Genomic DNA, 18,866 nt, shown 5'->3' on the forward strand with positions numbered 1-18,866 from the left:
ACAGATTAATCCGTTTGAGGATTAGATGTGCGATTGCGGGAGCAGGGTACGCCAGCGAGCAAGTGCGGCCTGTTTACGCCTGCGCGTATATTCTTGATTATGAATAGATTGGAACAGTCTTGAGCGCTTATCAGAAGACAATTGGTCGTGCGGTGACCCTCTCCGGTGTGGGTGTCCATGGTGGCGCTCCGGCTTCGGCCACGTTTCTTCCTGCCGATGCGGATACGGGTATTGTCTTCCAGCGCTCGGACCTGAAAAGCAGCGCGCGCGAAATCCGTGCCCATGTTTCGGAAATCGGCGCGACTGACCTGTGCACCTCGCTTGGACCGAAAGAAGCGAAGATCGATACCGTCGAGCATCTGATGGCCGCTATTGCAGCACTTGGCATCGACAATCTGATCGTCGAGGTTGATGGCCCGGAAGTGCCTATTCTTGATGGCACCTCGGCGCGCTTCATCGAAGCGCTTGACGAGGCGGGCATTGTCACGCAGCAGGCCAAGCGCCGTTTCATCCGTATTCTCAAGACGGTTCGTGTGGAAGCCGGTGGCTCCTGGGGCGAGTTCCGCCCGTTCTCCGGCACGCGATTTGAAGTTGAGATCGATTTCGAATGCCCGCTGATCGGTCGTCAGAAATTTGCCAATGACATGGACGAGGCGGTGTTCCGCAAGGAAATTTCCACTGCGCGCACCTTTGGCTTCATGAAGGATGTGGAGCGTCTTTGGGCCTCCGGTCATGCGCTGGGTTCATCGCTCGACAATTCTCTGGTCATCGGCGACGACAATTCGGTCATCAATCCGGGTGGTCTGCGCTTCAAGGACGAGTTCGTACGTCACAAGACGCTGGATGCGGTGGGTGATCTGGCGCTCGCCGGTCTGCCGTTCATCGGCTGCTTCCGTTCCTATCGCAGCGGTCATCGCCTGAACGCAGAGACGGTGAAGGCGCTTCTTGCCGACAAGAGCGCTTTCGATATCGTCGAGGCATCTGGTGTGCGTCGCAATGCGAAGAGCTCGGATTTCGTTGCGGTGAAGCCGAATATCGCGGCACCCTGGGCGCTTTAAACCTCTCGCAGCATCGTCCACAATAATTTGGATGATCCCGGCGCATGGCCTTAATTGAGCCGTGTTCGCCGGTTCACCATTGCGATACGAGTCGCCTTCCGTTTTGCGGCGGGTCGATGAGGGGACCAATCTTCACGGTTCACAGGATGCGAAGGAGCCGTCCGGACAGTGTTTCGGCCAAAATCTGGCGATTGTAGAGCTAGACGATTGCGCCTGCATGTGGTTTATGGACGGCCAAAACAGCCTTGGCATTGTTTAATCTTTGCCAAAGTTGAATGATTTGGATGGATGAAGCACGGTTGCAATGCTACAAGCGCGCACGTTGCTTCAAACAGGAATGACGCTGCCAGAAGGCCGGAGACCGCATGACGAGTTTCAAATTCACGGGTGTGACGAAAACTGCGCTGTTGACTGGCGCTATCGCCGTTCTTATCCCGCTCGCCGGTTGTGCCAGCAAGGACGACGATATCGATCTCACCAAGTATGTTGAGACGATCGATCCTGCCGACAAGCTCTATAATGAAGGTCTGGCCAATCTGGATGCAGGCCGTCTCGACGAAGCCTCCAAGAAGTTCGCTGCCATCGACCGCCAGCATCCCTATACGGAATGGGCACGCAAGGCGCTCGTGATGGCTGCCTTCACCAATTACCGCAAGGGTAACTACGAAGAAGCGATCAGCATGGCGAAGCGTTACAACACGCTTTACCCGACATCGCCCGAATCGGCTTACGCTTATTACATCATCGGTCTTTCCTACTTCCGTCAGATTCCGGACGTGACACGCGATCAGGCTGCCAGCCGCCGCGCCATCGCCGCGATGCAGGAAGTGGTCGATCGCTTCCCGGATTCGGAATATACCGACGATGCGAAGGCCAAGATCCGCTTCGCCCGCGATCAGCTCGCCGGCAAGGAAATGCAGGTCGGCCGCTATTATCTGGAACGCAAGGAATATCTGGCCGCCATCAAGCGATTCCGCGGCGTGGTCGAGGAATATTCCAACACCCGTCAGGTGGAAGAAGCGCTGGCGCGTCTGGTCGAAGCCTATTATGCGCTCGGCCTGACCTCGGAAGCCCAGATGGCCGCTTCCGTCCTCGGCAAGAATTTTCCGGACAGCCAGTGGTACAAGGACAGCTACAAGCTCTTGCAGAGCGGTGGTCTGGAACCACGCGAAAACGGTGGCTCATGGCTGGCCAAGGCTTCGTCGCTCATCACGGGCGGCGGTTCATAACAGTTTGAGCCCGACATGCTGTCGCACCTCTCGATCCGCGATATTGTCCTGATTGAAAGGCTCGACATCGAGTTCAAGACCGGCTTGTCCGTGCTGACGGGCGAGACCGGCGCCGGTAAATCCATCCTGCTTGATTCGCTGTCGCTGGCGCTCGGTGCGCGTGGCGACGCTTCACTGGTTCGCCACGGGGCGGATCAGGGGCAGGTGACGGCGGTATTCGATGTGCCGGGCGGTCATCCGGCCCGACTTTTCCTTCGCGAAAATGGTTTTGACGATGACGGCGACGTCATCCTGCGTCGCCTCCAGATGGGCGATGGGCGCACGCGCGTCTTCATCAACGATCAGGCGGCAAGCGTTGCACTGTTGCGCGATCTGGGTCGCAGGCTGGTGGAAATCCACGGCCAGCATGATGACCGTGCGCTGATCGATACCGATCTGCACCGGACATTGCTGGATGCTTTCGGCGGTCTCGACGCCGAGGCGGTCGTGGTGCGCGAACGGCACAAGGCGTGGCGCGATGCGGAAACCGCCTTGTCGCGTCATCGCGCTCGCGTGGAAGCAGCCGAGCGCGAAGGTGACTATCTGCGCTCTTCCGTCGAAGAATTGACCAAGCTTGATCCGCAGCCCGGCGAGGAAGACGAACTCGCCGAACGTCGCGCGGTGATGATGAAATCCGAAAAGATCGCCGGTGATGTGAACGAAGCGGGCGAGCTTCTGTCAGGCAATGGTTCGCCAGTGCCGACACTGGCAAGTCTGGTGCGCCGTCTGGAACGTAAAATCCCGGAAGCGCCGCATCTGCTGGAGCCGGTCTGCAAAGCCATCGATGAAGCACTGAACAGTCTGGCTCTAGCGCAGGACGGCATCGACCACGCCATGCGGGAGATCGATTTCGATCCGCGCGTGCTGGAACAGGTGGAAGAGCGCCTGTTCGCGCTGCGTGCGGCTGCGCGCAAATATTCGGTCGCTGTGGAAGGCTTGCCTGCGCTGCGCGACAAGATGGACGCCGATCTAGCCGAGTTGGACGCAGGCGCGGAAAAGCTGGTGCAACTTGAAGCGCAGGCGACCGAGACACGCGCTGCCTATGACGCGGCGGCGGCGGAATTGTCCGCCCGGCGCAAGGATACGGCGGAGCATCTGAAAACTGCCGTCATGGCGGAACTGCCCGCGCTCAAGCTGGAACGCGCCGAGTTCCTCGTGGAGATGATCACCGACCCGCAAGCGCGCGCTGCCGAAGGCATCGATACGGTGGAATACTGGGTGCGCACCAATCCGGGCACGCGCGCCGGTCCGATGATGAAGGTTGCTTCCGGCGGCGAGCTGTCGCGTTTTCTTCTGGCGCTGAAGGTGGCGCTGGCGGATCGCGGTTCCGCGCCGACGCTGGTTTTTGACGAAATCGATACGGGTGTGGGCGGTGCCGTGGCGGATGCCATCGGCCAACGTCTGGCGCGGCTGTCGTCGCGGGTGCAGGTGCTTTCGGTCACCCATGCACCGCAGGTGGCGGCCCGTGCATCGACGCATTTCCTGATTGCCAAATCTGCGACCCATGAAGACCGCATGTCGACATCGATCCGGTCCATCGGCGTGGATGAGCGTCAGGAAGAAATCGCCCGTATGCTCGCCGGTGCCAGCATCACCGATGAGGCGCGCGCGGCGGCGGAGCGACTGCTCGCGGAAAACAGCGCTCTGGCCTCCTGACAGCTATCTGGCAGTATCCTCTGTTCGTAAAGTCAGGCGGCTGTAGGCTAAATGACTTTTCTTGGATATGTTTCTGGTCGATTCAGATAGCCAGGATGCTTGTCGCATATGTCCGAAACTCCCGTTGAAAAACTGACCGACCTTGAAGCTGCTGCCGAACTGGAGCGACTGGCGCGTGAGATTGCTCATCACGATGAGCTTTATCATGCCAATGACAGGCCGGAGATTTCGGATGCCGATTATGACGCGCTAAAGCGGCGTAATGAGGCGATAGAAGCGCGTTTCCCGAAACTGGTGCGCGATGACAGCCCTTCGCGCCGTGTGGGCGCAGCGCCTCTGCTGGCGACTTTTGCACCTATCGTGCATTCGCGGCCCATGCTGTCGCTGGACAATGCCTTTTCGGACGAGGACGTGCGCGATTTCGTCGGCAGCGTCTATCGGTTTCTGGGGCAATTGCCGGACAATTCCATCGCCTTTACCGCCGAGCCGAAGATCGACGGGCTTTCCATGTCGATCCGCTATGAAAACGGTGTTCTGGTCAGCGGCGCAACGCGCGGCGACGGTACGACGGGCGAAAACGTGACCGCCAATATCCGCACCATCGGCGAGATCCCAAACCGGCTCCCGGCGGGCGCGCCATCGGTGGTGGAAGTGCGCGGGGAGGTCTATATGGCCAAGAGCGACTTTCTGGCGCTCAACGCCCAAATGGAAGCCGAAGGCAAGCAGACCTATGTGAACCCGCGCAACACGGCGGCTGGTTCGCTGCGCCAACTTGACGCCAAGGTGACGGCAAGCCGCAAGCTCCGCTTCTTCGCTTATGCCTGGGGCGAGATGTCCGATATGCCAGCCGATACGCAGCTTGGCATGGTCGAGGCTTTTCGCAGCTGGGGTTTCCCCGTCAATCCGCTGATGAAGCGCCTGTCGAGCGTCGATGAACTGATCGCCCATTACCGTGCCATTGGTCTGGAGCGCCCCAATCTCGACTACGATATCGATGGCGTGGTCTATAAGGTCAATCGGCTCGATCTTCAGACGCGGCTTGGTTTCCGCTCGCGCAGCCCGCGCTGGGCGATTGCGCATAAGTTCCCGGCGGAACAGGCGACCACCATTCTGCGCGGCATCGATATTCAGGTCGGGCGCACCGGTGCGATGACGCCAGTAGCGCGACTGGAGCCGATCACCGTCGGCGGCGTGGTGGTGACCAATGCCACGCTGCACAATGAGGATTACATCAAGGGCATCGGCCAGAAGGGCGAGCCGATCCGCGAAGGGCGCGACATTCGCATCGGCGATACGGTGATCGTGCAGCGCGCTGGCGATGTCATTCCGCAGATCGTCGATGTGGTGCTGGAAAAGCGGCCCGCCGGTGCGGTGCCATTTCCATTCCCGCACCAGTGCCCGGTCTGCGGCAGTCATGCCGTGCGCGAGGAAGGCGAGGCCGTCTATCGTTGCACGGGCGGGCTGACCTGCGCTGCGCAGGCCGTTGAGCGTATTCGCCATTTCGTGTCGCGCAATGCCTTCGACATTGAGGGTCTCGGCGAAAAGCAGGTCGAGTTCTTCTTCCATGCCGAAGATGAAAACCTGAAGATCAAATCGCCTGCCGATATTTTCACGCTGCAAAAGCGTCAGGCTGCATCGCCTCTGAAGAAGCTCGAAAACATCGAGGGTTTCGGCGCAACGTCGGTGAAGAAGCTCTATGACGCGATCAATGACCGGCGCGAAATCGCGCTCAGCCGCTTTCTGTTCGGCCTCGGTATCCGCCATGTCGGCGAAGTCAACGCTAAGCGTTTTGCACGCGCTTATCTTTCCTATGCCGCTTTTGAGAAAGCGGCTCTGGAAGCTCAGCCTCCCAAAGGTGGCGACCGCACCGACAAGGGTAATGATGCCTGGCAGGAAATGCTGGCTGTCGAGGGCATCGGCTCCATCGTGGCGGAAGCGGTGGTGGATTTTTACGGTGAGCCGCATAATCGCGACGTGCTGGCCGCTCTTCTGGCGGAAGTGACCCCGCTGGACGAAGCGGCGCGTGTCGCCACTGGCTCGCCGGTGGAAGGCAAGACGGTGGTGTTTACCGGCAGTCTGGAACGCATGTCCCGTGACGAGGCCAAGGCCATGGCGGAGCGCTACGGCGCGAAGACCGCCGGTTCCGTCTCCAAGAAAACCGATCTTGTGGTGGCGGGTCCGGGTGCTGGCTCCAAGCTCGCAAAAGCCGCAGAGCTTGGCATCGAAGTTATCGATGAAGACGCCTGGTTCAAGCTCGTCGGGGAGGGCTGATCGAATGGCACCGTTCAAGGGGTTTGGCGACAAGGCTATTCCATTTTTGAAGGCGCTCGATTTCCACCAGAACCGGGAATGGTTTGTGGAGAACAAGGATCTCTTTGAGGAACACCTGAAAGAGCCGCTTGGCGATCTGATTGAAGAACTGAGTGCCCGCTTTGAAAAAGCGGGGCTTGGCTTCAAGGGCGACCGCGTCAAATCGCAGTTCCGCATCAAGCGCGATACGCGGTTTTCCAAGGACAAAGCGCCCTATAACCGGCACCTTTCGGCGCTGCTTTCACGCTCCGGTACCAAATGGGACGAAAGCGGCTGTTTTTATGTCTGCATCGGTCTGCCCGGCGTGCGCGATTGCTATGCCGGTGTTGCCTGGTGGGGGCCGAAGCCGAAGCTTCTGCTGGCCATCCGCAAAGCGATTTCCGAGAAGCCGGAAGACTATCGCGCCGTGGTCACAAAGCTGAAAAAGAACGGTTTGCAGATCAGCGACAATGACCGTTTGAAGCGCACTCCGCGTGGTTTTGAGAGCGTGACGGAAACCGATCTCGTGGAGGCGATTCGCAATCGCCATTTTGCCGTGCGCATGGAAATCGAACCGGACAGCATCACTGAGGCAGCGCTTGCGGACCGGCTGGTTGACTTTGTCGAGCGCGCGCGGCCTCTGGTCGATTGGATCAGAAAGATTGAAGGCACACTGCCGCCAGATCAGCCGGATTGATCGCCGCATCAATTATCTGCATGAGTGGTGCCTAAATGTTGCGTCAATCAGATAAACTGACCGCACCGTCTCTATTTGTATGATTTTTACCGGAAACGTATTCCAACACGTCATGGAATTGCCTAAGAGCCTGTTCCAAAAGTCGTTCGGTGTGGCTGCAAATGGCAATTTTCTACGTTCCGGTGCTCACGTACCTTAAGTACGCTCCGCTCCGGTATTCGAAAATCACCATTTTCGCACACACATGCCGCTTTTTGATTCAGGCTCTAATGGCTCCTTGGCTGAAGGAGGGGATTCCGTGGACCAGGGTTTCAGGCCTGCAAAGGTCTCTGCGAGCAGCGAGCTTATCGAAGGCGCGAAACGTGCAGTGCCGATTGTGCTGGCGGGTTCACCTTTCGGCGTGTTGTTCGGTGCGGTCGCTATCGATAATGGCCTGTCCGTCGGCGAAGCGGTGTTTATGAGCGCATCGCTCTATGCCGGCGCCAGCCAGATGGTCGGCCTCGACCTGTTCGGGCAGAATATCGCACCATGGATGATTGTTCTCTCCATCTTCGCGGTCAATTTCCGCAATGTGCTCTATTCCGCGACAGTAGGGCGGCGCATCCGCCACTTCTCATTCTTGCAGAAGGCCGTCGCCTTCTTCGTGCTGGTCGACCCGCAATATGCGGAGGTGGAGATTCGCAGCGAAGCAGGCAAGAAGATCAGCTTCTCGTGGTATATGGGGCTGGGGCTGACGACCTATATTTGCTGGATTCTGGAAACATGGGTTGGCGCGATGTTCGGCGACCTGATTTCCGATCCTTACGCGATTGGCGTCGACTTCCTGCTGCCGATCTACTTCCTCGGCATGGTGATGAGTTTCCGGCATCGCAGGCATTGGTGGCAGGTGGTTGTCGTCAGCGCGATTTCTGCCATCGCCGCCTATAAATTCGTCGGTTCGCCCTGGCATGTAACGCTTGGGGCCGCCGGGGGCGTGTTGCTTGCCGCGCTTCTCGCTAAGCCGCAGAATGCGAAGGTTTGACGCCCATGGATACCACGACCTGGATCATCATTGCCGCAGCCTTCTTCACCTATCTGACCCGTATTGGCGGGCATCTGGTTTTGTCGCGTTTTGAGCGTTTGCATTATCGTGTGGAAGCGGCGCTGAATGCAGTGCCTGCGGCTGTGCTGACGGCGATTGTCGCCGCGCCCGCATCCGATCATGGCTGGCGCGAACTGCTCGTGCTGGCCGTTTGCATCATCCTGTCCTTGCGGGTCAGCATGATGACGATGTTCTTTGCTGGCGCAGCGCTATTGATTGCGCTACGCCATTTTTTCCCAATTTGAACTTATAGCGGGGCGGTGGCGGTCTCCAGCCACTTGCGTTCCGCATCCTTCAGATGGCCTGACAGCTTTGCACGCACGCGGGCGTGGTAATTGTTGAGCCAGTCCAGCTCTTCCTGCGTCAAAAGCGCCTTGTCGATCAAACGACGATCAATCGGGCAGAAAGTCAGCGTTTCGAAGCCCATCATCGGAATGTCACCGCCTTCCGGCAGTTCCGGCTCGGTGACGATGATAAGGTTCTCGATACGAATGCCGAACGAGCCCGGCTTATAGTAGCCCGGCTCGTTGGAGAGGATCATACCCGGCAGAAGTTCGTGCGAACCCGTCTTGGCGATCCGCTGCGGTCCTTCATGCACCGAGAGATAAGCGCCGACGCCATGGCCGGTGCCATGGGCATAATCGAAGCCGTGTTTCCACAGCGCGATGCGGGCGAGAACATCAATATCCTGTCCACGCGTGCCTGCGGGAAAACGCGCCGTGCTGATCGCAATCACTCCTTTCAGCACGAGTGTGAAAGCCTTGATGGTTTCAGGCGCGATTTTGCCCACCGGAACCGTGCGGGTGATATCGGTGGTGCCGTCGCGATATTGTGCGCCGGAATCGACCAGATAAAGCTCACCATCCTGTAGCGTGCGGTTGGTGTCGGTATTGACACGATAATGGATCACCGCGCCATTGGGGCCAGCGCCCGAAATCGTGTCGAAGGACACGTCTTCCAGCGGCATCTGGAAATCACGTCCAGCGCTGGCGCGTGATTCTTCCAGTTTTTGTGCTGCGCCGATTTCATCCAGCGTGCCGGGCTTTTGCTCATCGACCCAGGACAGGAAATTGACCATCGCCACGCCGTCGCGCTCATGCGCGGCACGTGAACCGTCAAGCTCGGCTTTGTTCTTTACCGCCCGTGGAATGCGGGCAGGGTCTTTGCCTTCGATCACAATGCCGCCTGCGCCGGTGACAATCAGGCGCAGTTTTTCTGCCGCAAGTGCGGGGTCGAGCAGAATGGCTTCACCCTTTGCGGCGCGTGCGCTGAGATGGCCTTCCAGATTGCTGGGAGCCGACAGCTTGGCAAGCTGGGTCAGATAAGCGCGGGGCTCAATGGCAAGCTTGGCTTCGTCGATGAATATTTCCGGTTCGCCCTTGGCCGGAATGATGGCGAAGCTCAAGGGCAGGGGCGTGTTGGAAACATCCTTGCCGCGGATGTTGAACACCCATGCGACCGACGAGGGATCCGTCAGCACGGTGGCCGTGGCGCCGCTGGCAGTGACCGCCTTCTGCATGTCCCTGATCTTGTCTGCGGCTTCATGACCCGCAAAACGTGCGGGCTGGATGGTCACGGCAGCGGTTGGCGCGGCGGGCTGATCGTCCCACACCGCATCGACCAGATTGGTTTCGACCGGAACCAGCGTGCCGCCCTGCTTTTCCAGCGCCTCGCGAAGCGCATGGGCTTCGGAAATGGTGTGGAGCCATGGATCGAAACCGATAGTCAGGCCCTTGCCGTTTTCGGCCAGCCAGACGGATGGCGGCGTGCTGACCAGACTTTCATAGGAAAAGATTTTCGGGTCGGTCTGCGCGCGAACCTGCAATTCGTAACGTCCGTCGATGAAGACATAGGCCGATTTCTTCAGGATGAGAGCCGCACCTGCCGAGCCGGTAAAACCCGTCAGCCAGGCGAGGCGCTGCGCATGAGGCGGCACATATTCGCCCTGATGTTCGTCGGCGCGAGGCACCAGAAAACCATCAAGGCTGAGGGCCGCCATTTTCTCGCGCAGCTTCGCCACGCGGGGCGCGCCATTGGCCGGATTGGTGGTGACGTCAAAGGACTGAAAAGCCATGGGTCTAACTCACAACAGATGGAAGATAACCGTTCTTGCGTCCCGTCTCCGGGATCGCATTATTTCAGATGGATCGCCACCCAACCTTCGCGATGCAGCGTCTTTTGATGCGTCAGGCCCTGCGCCTGATAGGCGGCGAGCACTGCATCATGCTGGCTGTCGAGGATGCCGGAGAGAACAATCGAGCCGCTCGGAGCCAGATGCTGTTTCAGCGAGGGCGCAAGTTCGATCAGCGGATTGGCGAGGATATTCGCGACAATCAGATCGAAAGGCGTATAGGAGCGGAAGATCGAATGGTCGAAACCTTCTGCCGTCGCCGTGATGACATGCTCGGCAACGCCATTTTTGGCGGCGTTTTCTGCCGCGACGGTGACAGCAATCGGGTCGATGTCGGTGGCAAGGACCGGGATCGGCGCGAGCTTTGCAATGGCGATGGCCAGCACGGCGCTGCCGGTTCCAAGATCGAGCGCATTGGTTGGATGTTCGTTCTCAACGACTTCCTCGATCAGTTCGAGGCAGCCAGCGGTGGTGCCATGATGGCCCGTGCCGAAGGCCAGACCCGCATCGATCTCAATCGGAATGTCGTTCGGTTCTATTTTGTCACGGTCATGCGAGCCATGGACGAAGAAACGCCCGGCGCGAACCGGCTTCAGACCTTCCAGCGAATGGGTGACCCAATCAATATCCGGCAGTTCCTCGGTTTCGAACTTGTCGGCACCGACAAGCTCATCCACACGGGCCGCGACCTCTTCAGCGCCGTCCTCGACATAGACCGAAACTTCGAAAATCTGCCGGTCTTCATCAATTTCGGTGATGGCGATGGGAAAGCCGTCATCCTCGAAAGCCTGCTCGAGAATATTGTAAACGCGCTCGGCTTCCGCCTTGTTCGCCGAAAAGAAAAGTCGTGACTGGGCCATGAGGTAAAAAGCTCTCTAAAAGTTCAAGAGCTTCTGTTTAGCTGTCAGAGCGCCGCGCGTCCATCCGAACACATAAATGGCGCTCCGAATCTTTGGGATTTACATGCCCGCCAAAGGGCGGTTGCCAAAGAAAGCAGGGTTCGGCTTTGAACTAGTGGATTGAATTTGACGTTTGAATCCCGGCTGACATAGATGCTGTTTCAAACGTCAAATTCGAAAAATCCACTACATACATATACTTGCTAGTGGTCTTTTTGATTCCAACATTTACTCAGCGCGTGAACCGAGGGATGCAAATGTTGGAATCAGACCACTAGCCGGCGGAAGCGCCCTTGGCGAGGTTCTTCAGCTTTTGCAGTGCGGTGTCCGGGTTTTCCTGATAGGCGATGGTGCTGCGGAAACGTCCGCCCTTGTCGAGCAGGAAGACGGATGCGGTGTGATCCATGCTGTATTCGCCGTCTTCGCCTGGAACCTTCTTGGCGTAGACATGGTACGACTTGACCATGTCGGCGATATTTTCCGGCGTGCCGGTGATGCCGACAATGCGCTTCGAGACATTGCCGACATAGGTTTTCATGATGTCTTGCGTGTCGCGCTCAGGATCGACGGTGATGAAATAGGCCTTGAGGTCCTGACCTTCATCACCCAGCTGGTTCAGCCAGCCGTCAAGCTCGTAAAGCGTGGTGGGGCAGACATCCGGGCAATGGGTGAAGCCGAAGAAAATGACCGAAGGCGTGGCGCGCAGGTCTTTTTCGGTAAAGGGCTGTCCATCCATCGTGACGAGATTGAGCGGTCCGCCGAAGGGTTCCTTCGCCGCCTGACGGTCCCGAAACATGTTGAAACCAGCAGCGCCGACAATCACGACGATGAAGGCAATGATGAAGATGGGCAGAAATTTTTTCATGTCCGATGAACCCTGCATTTCTGAGCGCGCCTTCGCGTGCTTTATAATCACGCACTTCTAGAGCATTTCCAGCAAAAGTGCGTAGCGGCTTTGCGTAGGATAATGCGTAAAAATAAATAGATAGAGCGGTTGCCCGATACCGTTTTAACCGGAACCGCTCTAAGTGGGCCTAATCTACGGTTCTTTTCTCAGTTTTCAATAATTTCTGAAATTTTTGTTCAATCATTTTGTTTGCCGGACAACCAAAGTTGAACGTGGAAGTCTGCTATTTCGTTTGGTATCGACCGGCGGATTGTTATATTTCAGTTATAAAACTGCAATACTTCAAGAGAACCGCATTGGAAATCGATTACGTAATTGCGTGGGTGGATGGTCAGGACCCGGCGCATAAGGCCTCGCGGCAGAAATTTGCGCCAGATTCCGAAAAGACACATTTCGAAGCGGTAACCAGTGAGCGCTACTTCGACAATGGCGAAATCTATTACAATATCGCCTCGGTGATTAAGTTCGCGCCGTTCATACGGCGTATCTTCATCATCACCGACAATCAGAAGCCGCGGCTGCTCGATGCTTTCGCGACCGAGGGAAAATGCGATCCGTCCTTCATCCAGATTGTCTCGCATGACGATATTTTCAAAGGTCTGCCCGCGGCTCGCCCGTCCTTTAATGCGAGAGCGATTGAAGGCGCAGTGTGGCGCATACCGGGCCTTTCGGAACATTTCATCTATTCCAACGATGATTTCTTTCTGAATGCCCCGTTGGACGTGTCCGACCTTTATGAAAACGGACGCCCCAGATTGCATGGCGACTGGGTGCGACCAGAAAATTCCCGCTGGAAGTACAAGCTACGGCGCTTTCTCGGAAAGATTTCCCGATACGAATATACGTTCCCGAAATTCCGCCTTGCGCAATGGAAAGGCGCTGTCACAGCCGGGGTGAAGGACAGGTTCCTGAGCATCCATCATCACCCGCATCCACTGAGACGCAGCACGCTGGCCTCGTTCTTTGCCCAACGCCCCGATGTCCTGAACCGGCAGGTGGGGTTCCGCTATCGCAATATCGAACAGTTCAACACGGTTTCGCTCGCCAACCATCTGGAAATTGCGCAGCACAACATGCCCGTCCACCCGGCACGGGAACTGGCTTATCTCGACTTTGTGCAAGCCAGGCATTGGGGCGAGGAGCTGGACAAAATCCGAAACGGTTCGGCTCCGTTCGGCTGTGTGCAGGGCTTCGAACGGTTCGAGCCGCAGTTTCAGGCGCAAATTCATGCAGCGCTGCTCGCAAAGTTTGACGATGTGCTGCCGAATGTTATCAAGGCATACTTATCGAGCGAACAGAGTTCGCAGCAGGCGGCTTAAGTCGCCTTCAAAACCCTGAGACTTTTGATGGCCAATTCCGACGATCTTCGTTTCCAGAACAGCGAGCCGCGCATTCATTCAACGGCGCAGCTCAAATCCTCGAAGCTCGGACGCTATGCTGATATCGGCGAGCGGGTCATATTGCGCGAAGTGACAGTCGGCGACTTCACCTATTTCGAGCGCAACGGCGAAGGCATTTATGCCGAGATCGGCAAGTTTTGCTCCATCGCGGCCAATGTGCGGATCAATGCGCTGGAACATCCGATGGAACGGTTGACCACGCATAAGCTGAGCTACCGCCCCAATGAATATTTCCGCTATCTGGGTGTCGATGGCGATTTTCGCGCGCGCCGTCAGGCGAAACGGGTGGTGATCGGCAATGATGTCTGGATCGGCCATGGCGCGGTTATCACGCCGGGCGTGACGGTCGGCCATGGCGCAGTGATCGGCGCGAATGCGGTCGTGACCAGGGATGTCGCGCCCTATACGGTGGTCGGCGGCGTTCCGGCCAGACTTATTCGCCCGCGTTTTGACAATGCCACTATCGAACGCCTTCTGAAACTTTGCTGGTGGGACTGGTCGGTTGAAAAGCTCTATGAGGCTGTGCCCGACATTCAAGCCATGGCAATCGGCGATTTTCTGGACAAATGGGAAGAGGGTGGTCGTTGACGGGCGTGTTTCAGTAACCTCTTGCAAAGAGGGGCAAGCTGCGCCACTTCTCCTGACAGGATTTCAAGGAGACCGAGATGAAGCAGACTTTCGCCGCTTTGGCTTTTTTGGGCGTTTCGATCCTTCCAGCCGCTGCCGAACAGGTCGGCAAGGTTGGCGTGGACTGGGTCGGCAACGACATCGTCATCGATGCGGTGCCCGATCCGAAGGTCAAGGGTGTGACCTGTCATCTCGCTTCCTTCTCGCGCAGCATGATCGACCGTCTGCAAAAGGGAAAATGGTTTGAAGACCCGTCCAATGCCTCGATTTCCTGCGAGCAGACCGGGCCGATGATCATTGGCGATATCGAACTCAGCCAGAAGGGCGAGCGCGTCTTTTCCGAGCGTACCAGCCTGATCTGGAAGAAGCTCGTCATCACGCGCATCTATGACAAGCAGAACAATACGCTGCTTTATCTGGCCCACGCCAGTCAGGTGCAGGACGGTTCGGCCAAGACCTCGCTCTCGACCGTGCCGCTCTTCAGGGGCGATGTGACGTGGGAAAAAGGCAAGCCGGAATAATCCGGCTCGCTGCATTTCGTATTAGGCTGGCTGGACGAAGCTGTCGAGCACGCGTTTCTGTCCGGCCTTGTCGAAGTCGATGGTCAGCTTGTTGCCGTCGACGACGGCGACCTTGCCATTGCCGAATTTCAGATGGAACACGCGGTCGCCGACCTTGAAAGCCGATGGCTTGTCGGCCACCGATTTCGCGACCAGTTCGCCTTCGATGGTGCGGCCCTTGACCGAACCGCGTCCGGCGCCGAAACCGGAATCGGTTTCGCCATAGCCGACGCGCTCGACGCGGCTGCCGGAGCGTGAACCCCAATTGTTGCGGGTGGCGTCCGAGCGGTTCTGCTGCGCGCGCTGCCAGCCCGGCGTCGAATAGCTATTCTGGAACGGATCGGCCCGGTCGAAGCGGGACTGGCCGTAACCACCACCATAGCCGCCGTAATTGCCTTCCAGCTCGGCGACCTCGACATGGGCTTCCGGCAGTTCTTCCAGAAAACGCGACGGAATGGTCGATTGCCACATGCCATGAATGCGGCGGTTGGACACGAACCAGATATGCAGGTTTTTCTTGGCGCGGGTGACACCGACATAGGCGAGGCGGCGTTCTTCCTCCAGCCCGGAGCGTCCGCCTTCATCGAGCGCGCGCTGGTGGGGGAACAGGCCTTCTTCCCATCCGGGCAGGAATACGGTTTCGAATTCCAGACCCTTGGCCGAATGCAGCGTCATGATGTTGACGGCATCCATATCTTCATTCTGTTCGGCATCCATCACCAGAGCGATATGCTCAAGGAAGCCGCGCAAGCTTTCATAATCCTCCATGGAACGGATCAGTTCCTTGAGGTTTTCCAGCCGTCCGGGCGCTTCCGCCGACTTGTCGTTCTGCCACATCGCCGTGTAGCCGGATTCGTCGAGAATGGTTTCGGCCAGTTCCGTATGCGGTGTGTTGTCGAGCAGCGACTGCCAGCGGAGGAAGTTTTCCACCACTTCGCGCAAGGCGGAGCGCGGCTTTGGCTTCAGCTCTTCCGTTTCGATCAGGTCACAGGCGGCGGCGAACATGGAAATGTCACGCGCGCGGGCATAGTCGTGAACCTGACGGATGGCCGCTTCGCCCAGACCGCGCTTCGGTGTATTGATGATGCGCTCCAGCGCCAGATCATCGGCTGGCTGCGCGACGACGCGCATATAGGCCAGCGCATCGCGGATTTCGAGCCGCTCATAGAAGCGCGGGCCGCCGATAACGCGATAGTTGAGACCAAGCGTCACGAAGCGGTCTTCGAATTCGCGCATCTGGAAGGAAGCACGCACGAGGATCGCCATGTTGTTGAGCATATGGCCCTGACGTTGCGCCTGTTCGATCGCTTCTCCAACGGCGCGGGCTTCTTCTTCCGAATCCCACGCTGCATGCACTTTCACGCGCGGATCGTCGGGATTTGGCGCTTCGGTGAAAAGCGTCTTGCCCAGACGGCCTTCGTTGTGAGCGATCAGATGCGCGGCGGTGCCAAGAATATGTGCGGTCGAGCGGTAGTTGCGCTCAAGCTTGATGACAACCGCGCCCGGAAAATCCTTGTCGAAGCGCAGGATGTTGTCCACTTCCGCCCCGCGCCAGCCGTAAATCGACTGATCGTCATCGCCAACGCAGCACAGATTGACGCGCGAACCCTCACCCTGAGGTAAGGAAAGCGGGGTACGGCTATCAGGAGCGTTTCTTGGCTGCGGTCGTTGTGCGAGCAGGCGCAGCCAGAGATATTGCGCGGTGTTGGTGTCCTGATATTCGTCCACCAGAATATAGCGGAACTTGGCGTGATACTCGCGCAGTATATCGGGATGGTTGCGGAAGATGCGGATCGGATGCAGCAGCAAATCGCCGAAGTCGCAGGCGTTGAGCGTGCGCAGGCGCTCCTGATAGGCCTGATACAATTCGCGGCCCTTGCCATTGCCGAACGAGCGCGCATCGCCTTCCGGAATGTCGGAGGGACCAAAGCCCTTATTCTTCCAGCCGTCGATCATATTGGCGAAAGTGCGCGCAGGCCAGCGCTTGTCATCCAGACCTTCCGCCTGAATGAGTTGCTTGATCAGCCGGATCACATCGTCAGTATCGAGGATGGTGAAATCGGATGTGAGATTGACCAGTTCCGCATGGCGGCGCAGCAATTTCACGCCGATGGAGTGGAACGTGCCAAGCCATGGCATACCTTCCACCGCGCCGCCGACCAGATGACCGATACGCTCCTTCATTTCGCGCGCGGCCTTGTTGGTGAAGGTCACGGCGAGAATCTGGCTCGGATAGGCAAGGCCGGTGGTGATGATATGGGCGATGCGGGTGGTCAGAACACGGGTCTTGCCGGTGCCCGCACCCGCAAGCACCAGAACCGGGCCTTCGGTCGTCAGCACGGCCTGTCGCTGTTCCGGGTTCAGCCCTTTCAGGTAGTCAGGCTCGCCACGCTGTTGGTTGCGCGCGGCCATGGCGCGCGCCGCAATACCGCCGGTAGCTGGCGCGCGGCCAGCCGGTGCATCATCGCCGAAAAACGGCATATCGTCGGGAAAATCGGACATCTGACCCCGAATGTAATGATTCGTGGCTGAAAGACCAGCGAAACGGTTAAAATATTCGACTACTCTAATTGAGTAACGCGCCGGTCCGTGAAGTTTAGGCGATGGGCGGCCAGCGCTTCCACAAGGCCGCGCAGTTCCGGCTCGCGCTGCAGCAGGTCATCCAGCTCCGTCATCTGGTTCATGGCGATCAGCCGCAGGATATCGTCGCGAATGGTGCCGTCTTCACGACGCGGCAGGTGCGCGACCGGCTGGATCAGCTCCACCTTCTGGCTTTTCAGACGCGCCCGCAGGCTTTTTCGTCCGCATCCAGCGTTTCCACGAAAGCATAGAGACCCACGCCCTTGGCTGGCAGCGAATAAAGCGCCAGCGCCACGTCCTTGACGCGCGGATCAGACTTGAGTGCGGCCAGAATCGCCGGGCCTTCATTGTCGATACGGTCGCCCGTGCCTTCACCATCCGACCAGCTGAAAATGCCGCGTGTGATGAAGTTGTAGACCTTCTTGCCGGTGGCGAGCCAGATGCGCGAGGGCAGCGAACGGCGCGCCAGAATGCGCTTTTCCGTCGGCGTCATCAGATCCTTGGCGAATGCCCGTTTCTGCTTGATGAGGTGGCGGAAGTCTTCATACGCCATCAGCCGATAGAGCGCGCCACGACGACGATGGACGCTGGCAAGCTGGAAGTCGATTACCGCGGCTTCGCCTTCCGGCGTCATCAGCCAGTTTTGCGGCTTGGCAAGATCGTTATGCGTGACGCCAAGACGGCGCATATCGCGTAAGATTCGATGCGCGGTGCGATACCATTTCGGATCGGACGGGCGCGCAAGATGCAGCGGCGTGCCTTCCGTCCACGAACGATAGAGGCCGTCGCGATCCGTTGCGATCAGCTGCGGCACACCTTCAATGCCGCGCACGGTCTTCAGACCGCGAATTTCGCGCCGGGCGAGAATCCATGCAAGCGGGCTCGACCACCAGGGAGCAGCGCTCACCACACGGCGGATAATGCGCGTGTCGGGATCGTTCGCAAAATAGCCCGCGCGCGTTTCGGAAAACACGTCGCGCTTAAACACGGCTGTCTCCACAAACGGGGGAATTTGGTCGCCCTTCAAAGGCACATCGATATTGGGGTTCTGAGCCATAAGGTTCCACTAGCGTCTTGTGTACCATCAATCAAGTTTGGCGATGAACGTCGGTGGATATCCGCTGTTGCAAACATGTGAATGAAGGGGCACAAGAAACCCATCTGAGTTTCCATGGAGCGATAAACGTGGCGCAAGGCGACGACACCAAATTGGCGATCGGGCAGATCATCCGTCAGGAACAGGCACTGATTTTTCCGTCTTTCGACGAGAACGACGCTTTTGCGCTCGGCCATAGAATTCGCGATATCGCCGTGAAGGAAAAGCTCGGCGTGGGCATCGATATTTCGCTGTGGGACCGACGTTTGTTCTTCGCGGCGACTATCGGCACCACGGCGGATAATTCTGAATGGCTGCGCCGCAAGTTCAATGTCGTGCGCCGTTTCCATGCTTCGACCTATCGTCTGGTTCTGGAACAAAATCGTGAAGACCGGATGTTTGCGCCGCATAAGGCGCTGGATGTAACTGATTACGCGCTGGCGGGCGGTGGATTCCCGATCCGCGTTGCGGGCGTTGGTGTGATTGGAGCCGCCATCGTTTCGGGCTTGCCGCAGCGCGAGGATCACAATCTCGTCGTGCGCGCCATCGCCTTGCAGCTGGGGCAGGACCCGGCAGCATTGGCTCTTCCTGCTGTTTAATATTCCGGAGAATGAACA

At 58.0% G+C, this 18,866-nt stretch carries 15 protein-coding genes and 1 pseudogene; 11 read left to right on the forward strand and 5 right to left on the reverse strand.

The features are described 5' to 3' along the window. The first annotated feature begins 119 nt into the window (after positions 1-119). The 7 genes from lpxC to QLQ11_RS01225 all read left to right on the forward strand — a co-directional run bounded on the left by lpxC (position 120) and on the right by QLQ11_RS01225 (position 8,294). On the forward strand, positions 120-1,058 hold the full coding sequence (gene lpxC / locus QLQ11_RS01195; protein WP_109369406.1) for a UDP-3-O-acyl-N-acetylglucosamine deacetylase: 939 nt from the start codon (positions 120-122) through the stop codon (positions 1,056-1,058). Positions 1,059-1,423: 365 nt separating this feature from the next. Further along, positions 1,424-2,287, forward strand: coding sequence for an outer membrane protein assembly factor BamD (locus tag QLQ11_RS01200; protein WP_109369405.1), 864 nt, complete (start codon positions 1,424-1,426; stop codon positions 2,285-2,287). A 15-nt stretch (positions 2,288-2,302) separates the two neighbouring features. Beyond that, entirely contained in the window at positions 2,303-3,982 is a 1,680-nt protein-coding gene (gene recN, locus QLQ11_RS01205) for a DNA repair protein RecN (protein WP_121536394.1), read from the forward strand. Between the two features lie 108 nt (positions 3,983-4,090). Then, positions 4,091-6,253, forward strand: a complete 2,163-nt coding sequence (gene ligA, locus QLQ11_RS01210; protein ID WP_109369403.1) for an NAD-dependent DNA ligase LigA — start codon at positions 4,091-4,093, stop codon at positions 6,251-6,253. Positions 6,254-6,257: 4 nt separating this feature from the next. Next, positions 6,258-6,968, forward strand: coding sequence for a DUF2461 domain-containing protein (locus QLQ11_RS01215; RefSeq protein ID WP_109369402.1), 711 nt, complete (start codon positions 6,258-6,260; stop codon positions 6,966-6,968). Between the two features lie 298 nt (positions 6,969-7,266). Further along, positions 7,267-7,989 carry an AzlC family ABC transporter permease gene (locus tag QLQ11_RS01220; RefSeq protein ID WP_109369401.1) on the forward strand — a complete coding sequence of 241 codons (723 nt, stop codon included), beginning with the start codon at positions 7,267-7,269 and terminating at the stop codon, positions 7,987-7,989. Between the two features lie 5 nt (positions 7,990-7,994). Then, complete coding sequence (locus QLQ11_RS01225) at positions 7,995-8,294, forward strand: AzlD family protein (protein WP_109369400.1); 300 nt, start codon at positions 7,995-7,997, stop codon at positions 8,292-8,294. Positions 8,295-8,296: 2 nt separating this feature from the next. On the opposite strand, the gene QLQ11_RS01230 is transcribed toward QLQ11_RS01225, so the two are convergent. From QLQ11_RS01230 to QLQ11_RS01240, 3 genes are all read right to left on the reverse strand, one after another. After that, a complete protein-coding gene (locus QLQ11_RS01230) occupies positions 8,297-10,123 on the reverse strand; it encodes an aminopeptidase P family protein (RefSeq protein WP_283735916.1) in 1,827 nt (608 codons plus the stop codon). 59 nt (positions 10,124-10,182) lie between these two features. Beyond that, on the reverse strand, positions 10,183-11,040 hold the full coding sequence (locus QLQ11_RS01235) for a 50S ribosomal protein L11 methyltransferase (protein ID WP_109369398.1): 858 nt from the start codon (positions 11,038-11,040) through the stop codon (positions 10,183-10,185). Between the two features lie 313 nt (positions 11,041-11,353). Continuing rightward, entirely contained in the window at positions 11,354-11,944 is a 591-nt protein-coding gene (locus QLQ11_RS01240) for an SCO family protein (protein WP_109370262.1), read from the reverse strand. Positions 11,945-12,282: 338 nt separating this feature from the next. Here QLQ11_RS01240 and QLQ11_RS01245 point away from each other — a divergent pair, with 338 nt between their 5' ends. From QLQ11_RS01245 to QLQ11_RS01255, 3 genes are all read left to right on the forward strand, one after another. Further along, a complete protein-coding gene (locus QLQ11_RS01245) occupies positions 12,283-13,305 on the forward strand; it encodes a Stealth CR1 domain-containing protein (protein ID WP_109369397.1) in 1,023 nt (340 codons plus the stop codon). Between the two features lie 27 nt (positions 13,306-13,332). Beyond that, positions 13,333-13,974 carry a DapH/DapD/GlmU-related protein gene (locus tag QLQ11_RS01250; RefSeq protein WP_109369396.1) on the forward strand — a complete coding sequence of 214 codons (642 nt, stop codon included), beginning with the start codon at positions 13,333-13,335 and terminating at the stop codon, positions 13,972-13,974. 77 nt (positions 13,975-14,051) lie between these two features. Next, a complete protein-coding gene (locus QLQ11_RS01255) occupies positions 14,052-14,534 on the forward strand; it encodes a CreA family protein (protein WP_109369395.1) in 483 nt (160 codons plus the stop codon). 21 nt (positions 14,535-14,555) lie between these two features. On the opposite strand, the gene QLQ11_RS01260 is transcribed toward QLQ11_RS01255, so the two are convergent. Next, complete coding sequence (locus QLQ11_RS01260) at positions 14,556-17,075, reverse strand: ATP-dependent helicase (RefSeq protein WP_109369394.1); 2,520 nt, start codon at positions 17,073-17,075, stop codon at positions 14,556-14,558. Between the two features lie 59 nt (positions 17,076-17,134). Further along, positions 17,135-18,210 (reverse strand): annotated as a pseudogene (locus QLQ11_RS01265) (serine/threonine protein kinase). 128 nt (positions 18,211-18,338) lie between these two features. Between QLQ11_RS01265 and QLQ11_RS01270 the strand changes: the two are divergent. Further along, positions 18,339-18,848, forward strand: a complete 510-nt coding sequence (locus QLQ11_RS01270) for a heme-degrading domain-containing protein (protein ID WP_109369392.1) — start codon at positions 18,339-18,341, stop codon at positions 18,846-18,848. The last annotated feature ends 18 nt before the right edge of the window (positions 18,849-18,866 follow it).

The organism is Ochrobactrum sp. SSR, assembly GCF_030067775.1.
Lineage (GTDB): Bacteria > Pseudomonadota > Alphaproteobacteria > Rhizobiales > Rhizobiaceae > Brucella > Brucella teleogrylli.

Excerpts from the sequence above, each read along its gene's own strand:
- QLQ11_RS01200 (WP_109369405.1), top strand. The coding sequence starts at position 1,424 with ATGACGAGTTTCAAATTCACGGGTGTGACGAAAACTGCGCTGTTGACT.
- recN (WP_121536394.1), top strand. The coding sequence starts at position 2,303 with ATGCTGTCGCACCTCTCGATCCGCGATATTGTCCTGATTGAAAGGCTC.
- ligA (WP_109369403.1), top strand. The coding sequence starts at position 4,091 with ATGTCCGAAACTCCCGTTGAAAAACTGACCGACCTTGAAGCTGCTGCC.
- QLQ11_RS01215 (WP_109369402.1), top strand. The coding sequence starts at position 6,258 with ATGGCACCGTTCAAGGGGTTTGGCGACAAGGCTATTCCATTTTTGAAG.
- QLQ11_RS01225 (WP_109369400.1), top strand. The coding sequence starts at position 7,995 with ATGGATACCACGACCTGGATCATCATTGCCGCAGCCTTCTTCACCTAT.
- QLQ11_RS01230 (WP_283735916.1), bottom strand. The coding sequence starts at position 10,123 with ATGGCTTTTCAGTCCTTTGACGTCACCACCAATCCGGCCAATGGCGCG.
- QLQ11_RS01235 (WP_109369398.1), bottom strand. The coding sequence starts at position 11,040 with ATGGCCCAGTCACGACTTTTCTTTTCGGCGAACAAGGCGGAAGCCGAG.
- QLQ11_RS01240 (WP_109370262.1), bottom strand. The coding sequence starts at position 11,944 with ATGAAAAAATTTCTGCCCATCTTCATCATTGCCTTCATCGTCGTGATT.
- QLQ11_RS01250 (WP_109369396.1), top strand. The coding sequence starts at position 13,333 with ATGGCCAATTCCGACGATCTTCGTTTCCAGAACAGCGAGCCGCGCATT.
- QLQ11_RS01255 (WP_109369395.1), top strand. The coding sequence starts at position 14,052 with ATGAAGCAGACTTTCGCCGCTTTGGCTTTTTTGGGCGTTTCGATCCTT.
- QLQ11_RS01260 (WP_109369394.1), bottom strand. The coding sequence starts at position 17,075 with ATGTCCGATTTTCCCGACGATATGCCGTTTTTCGGCGATGATGCACCG.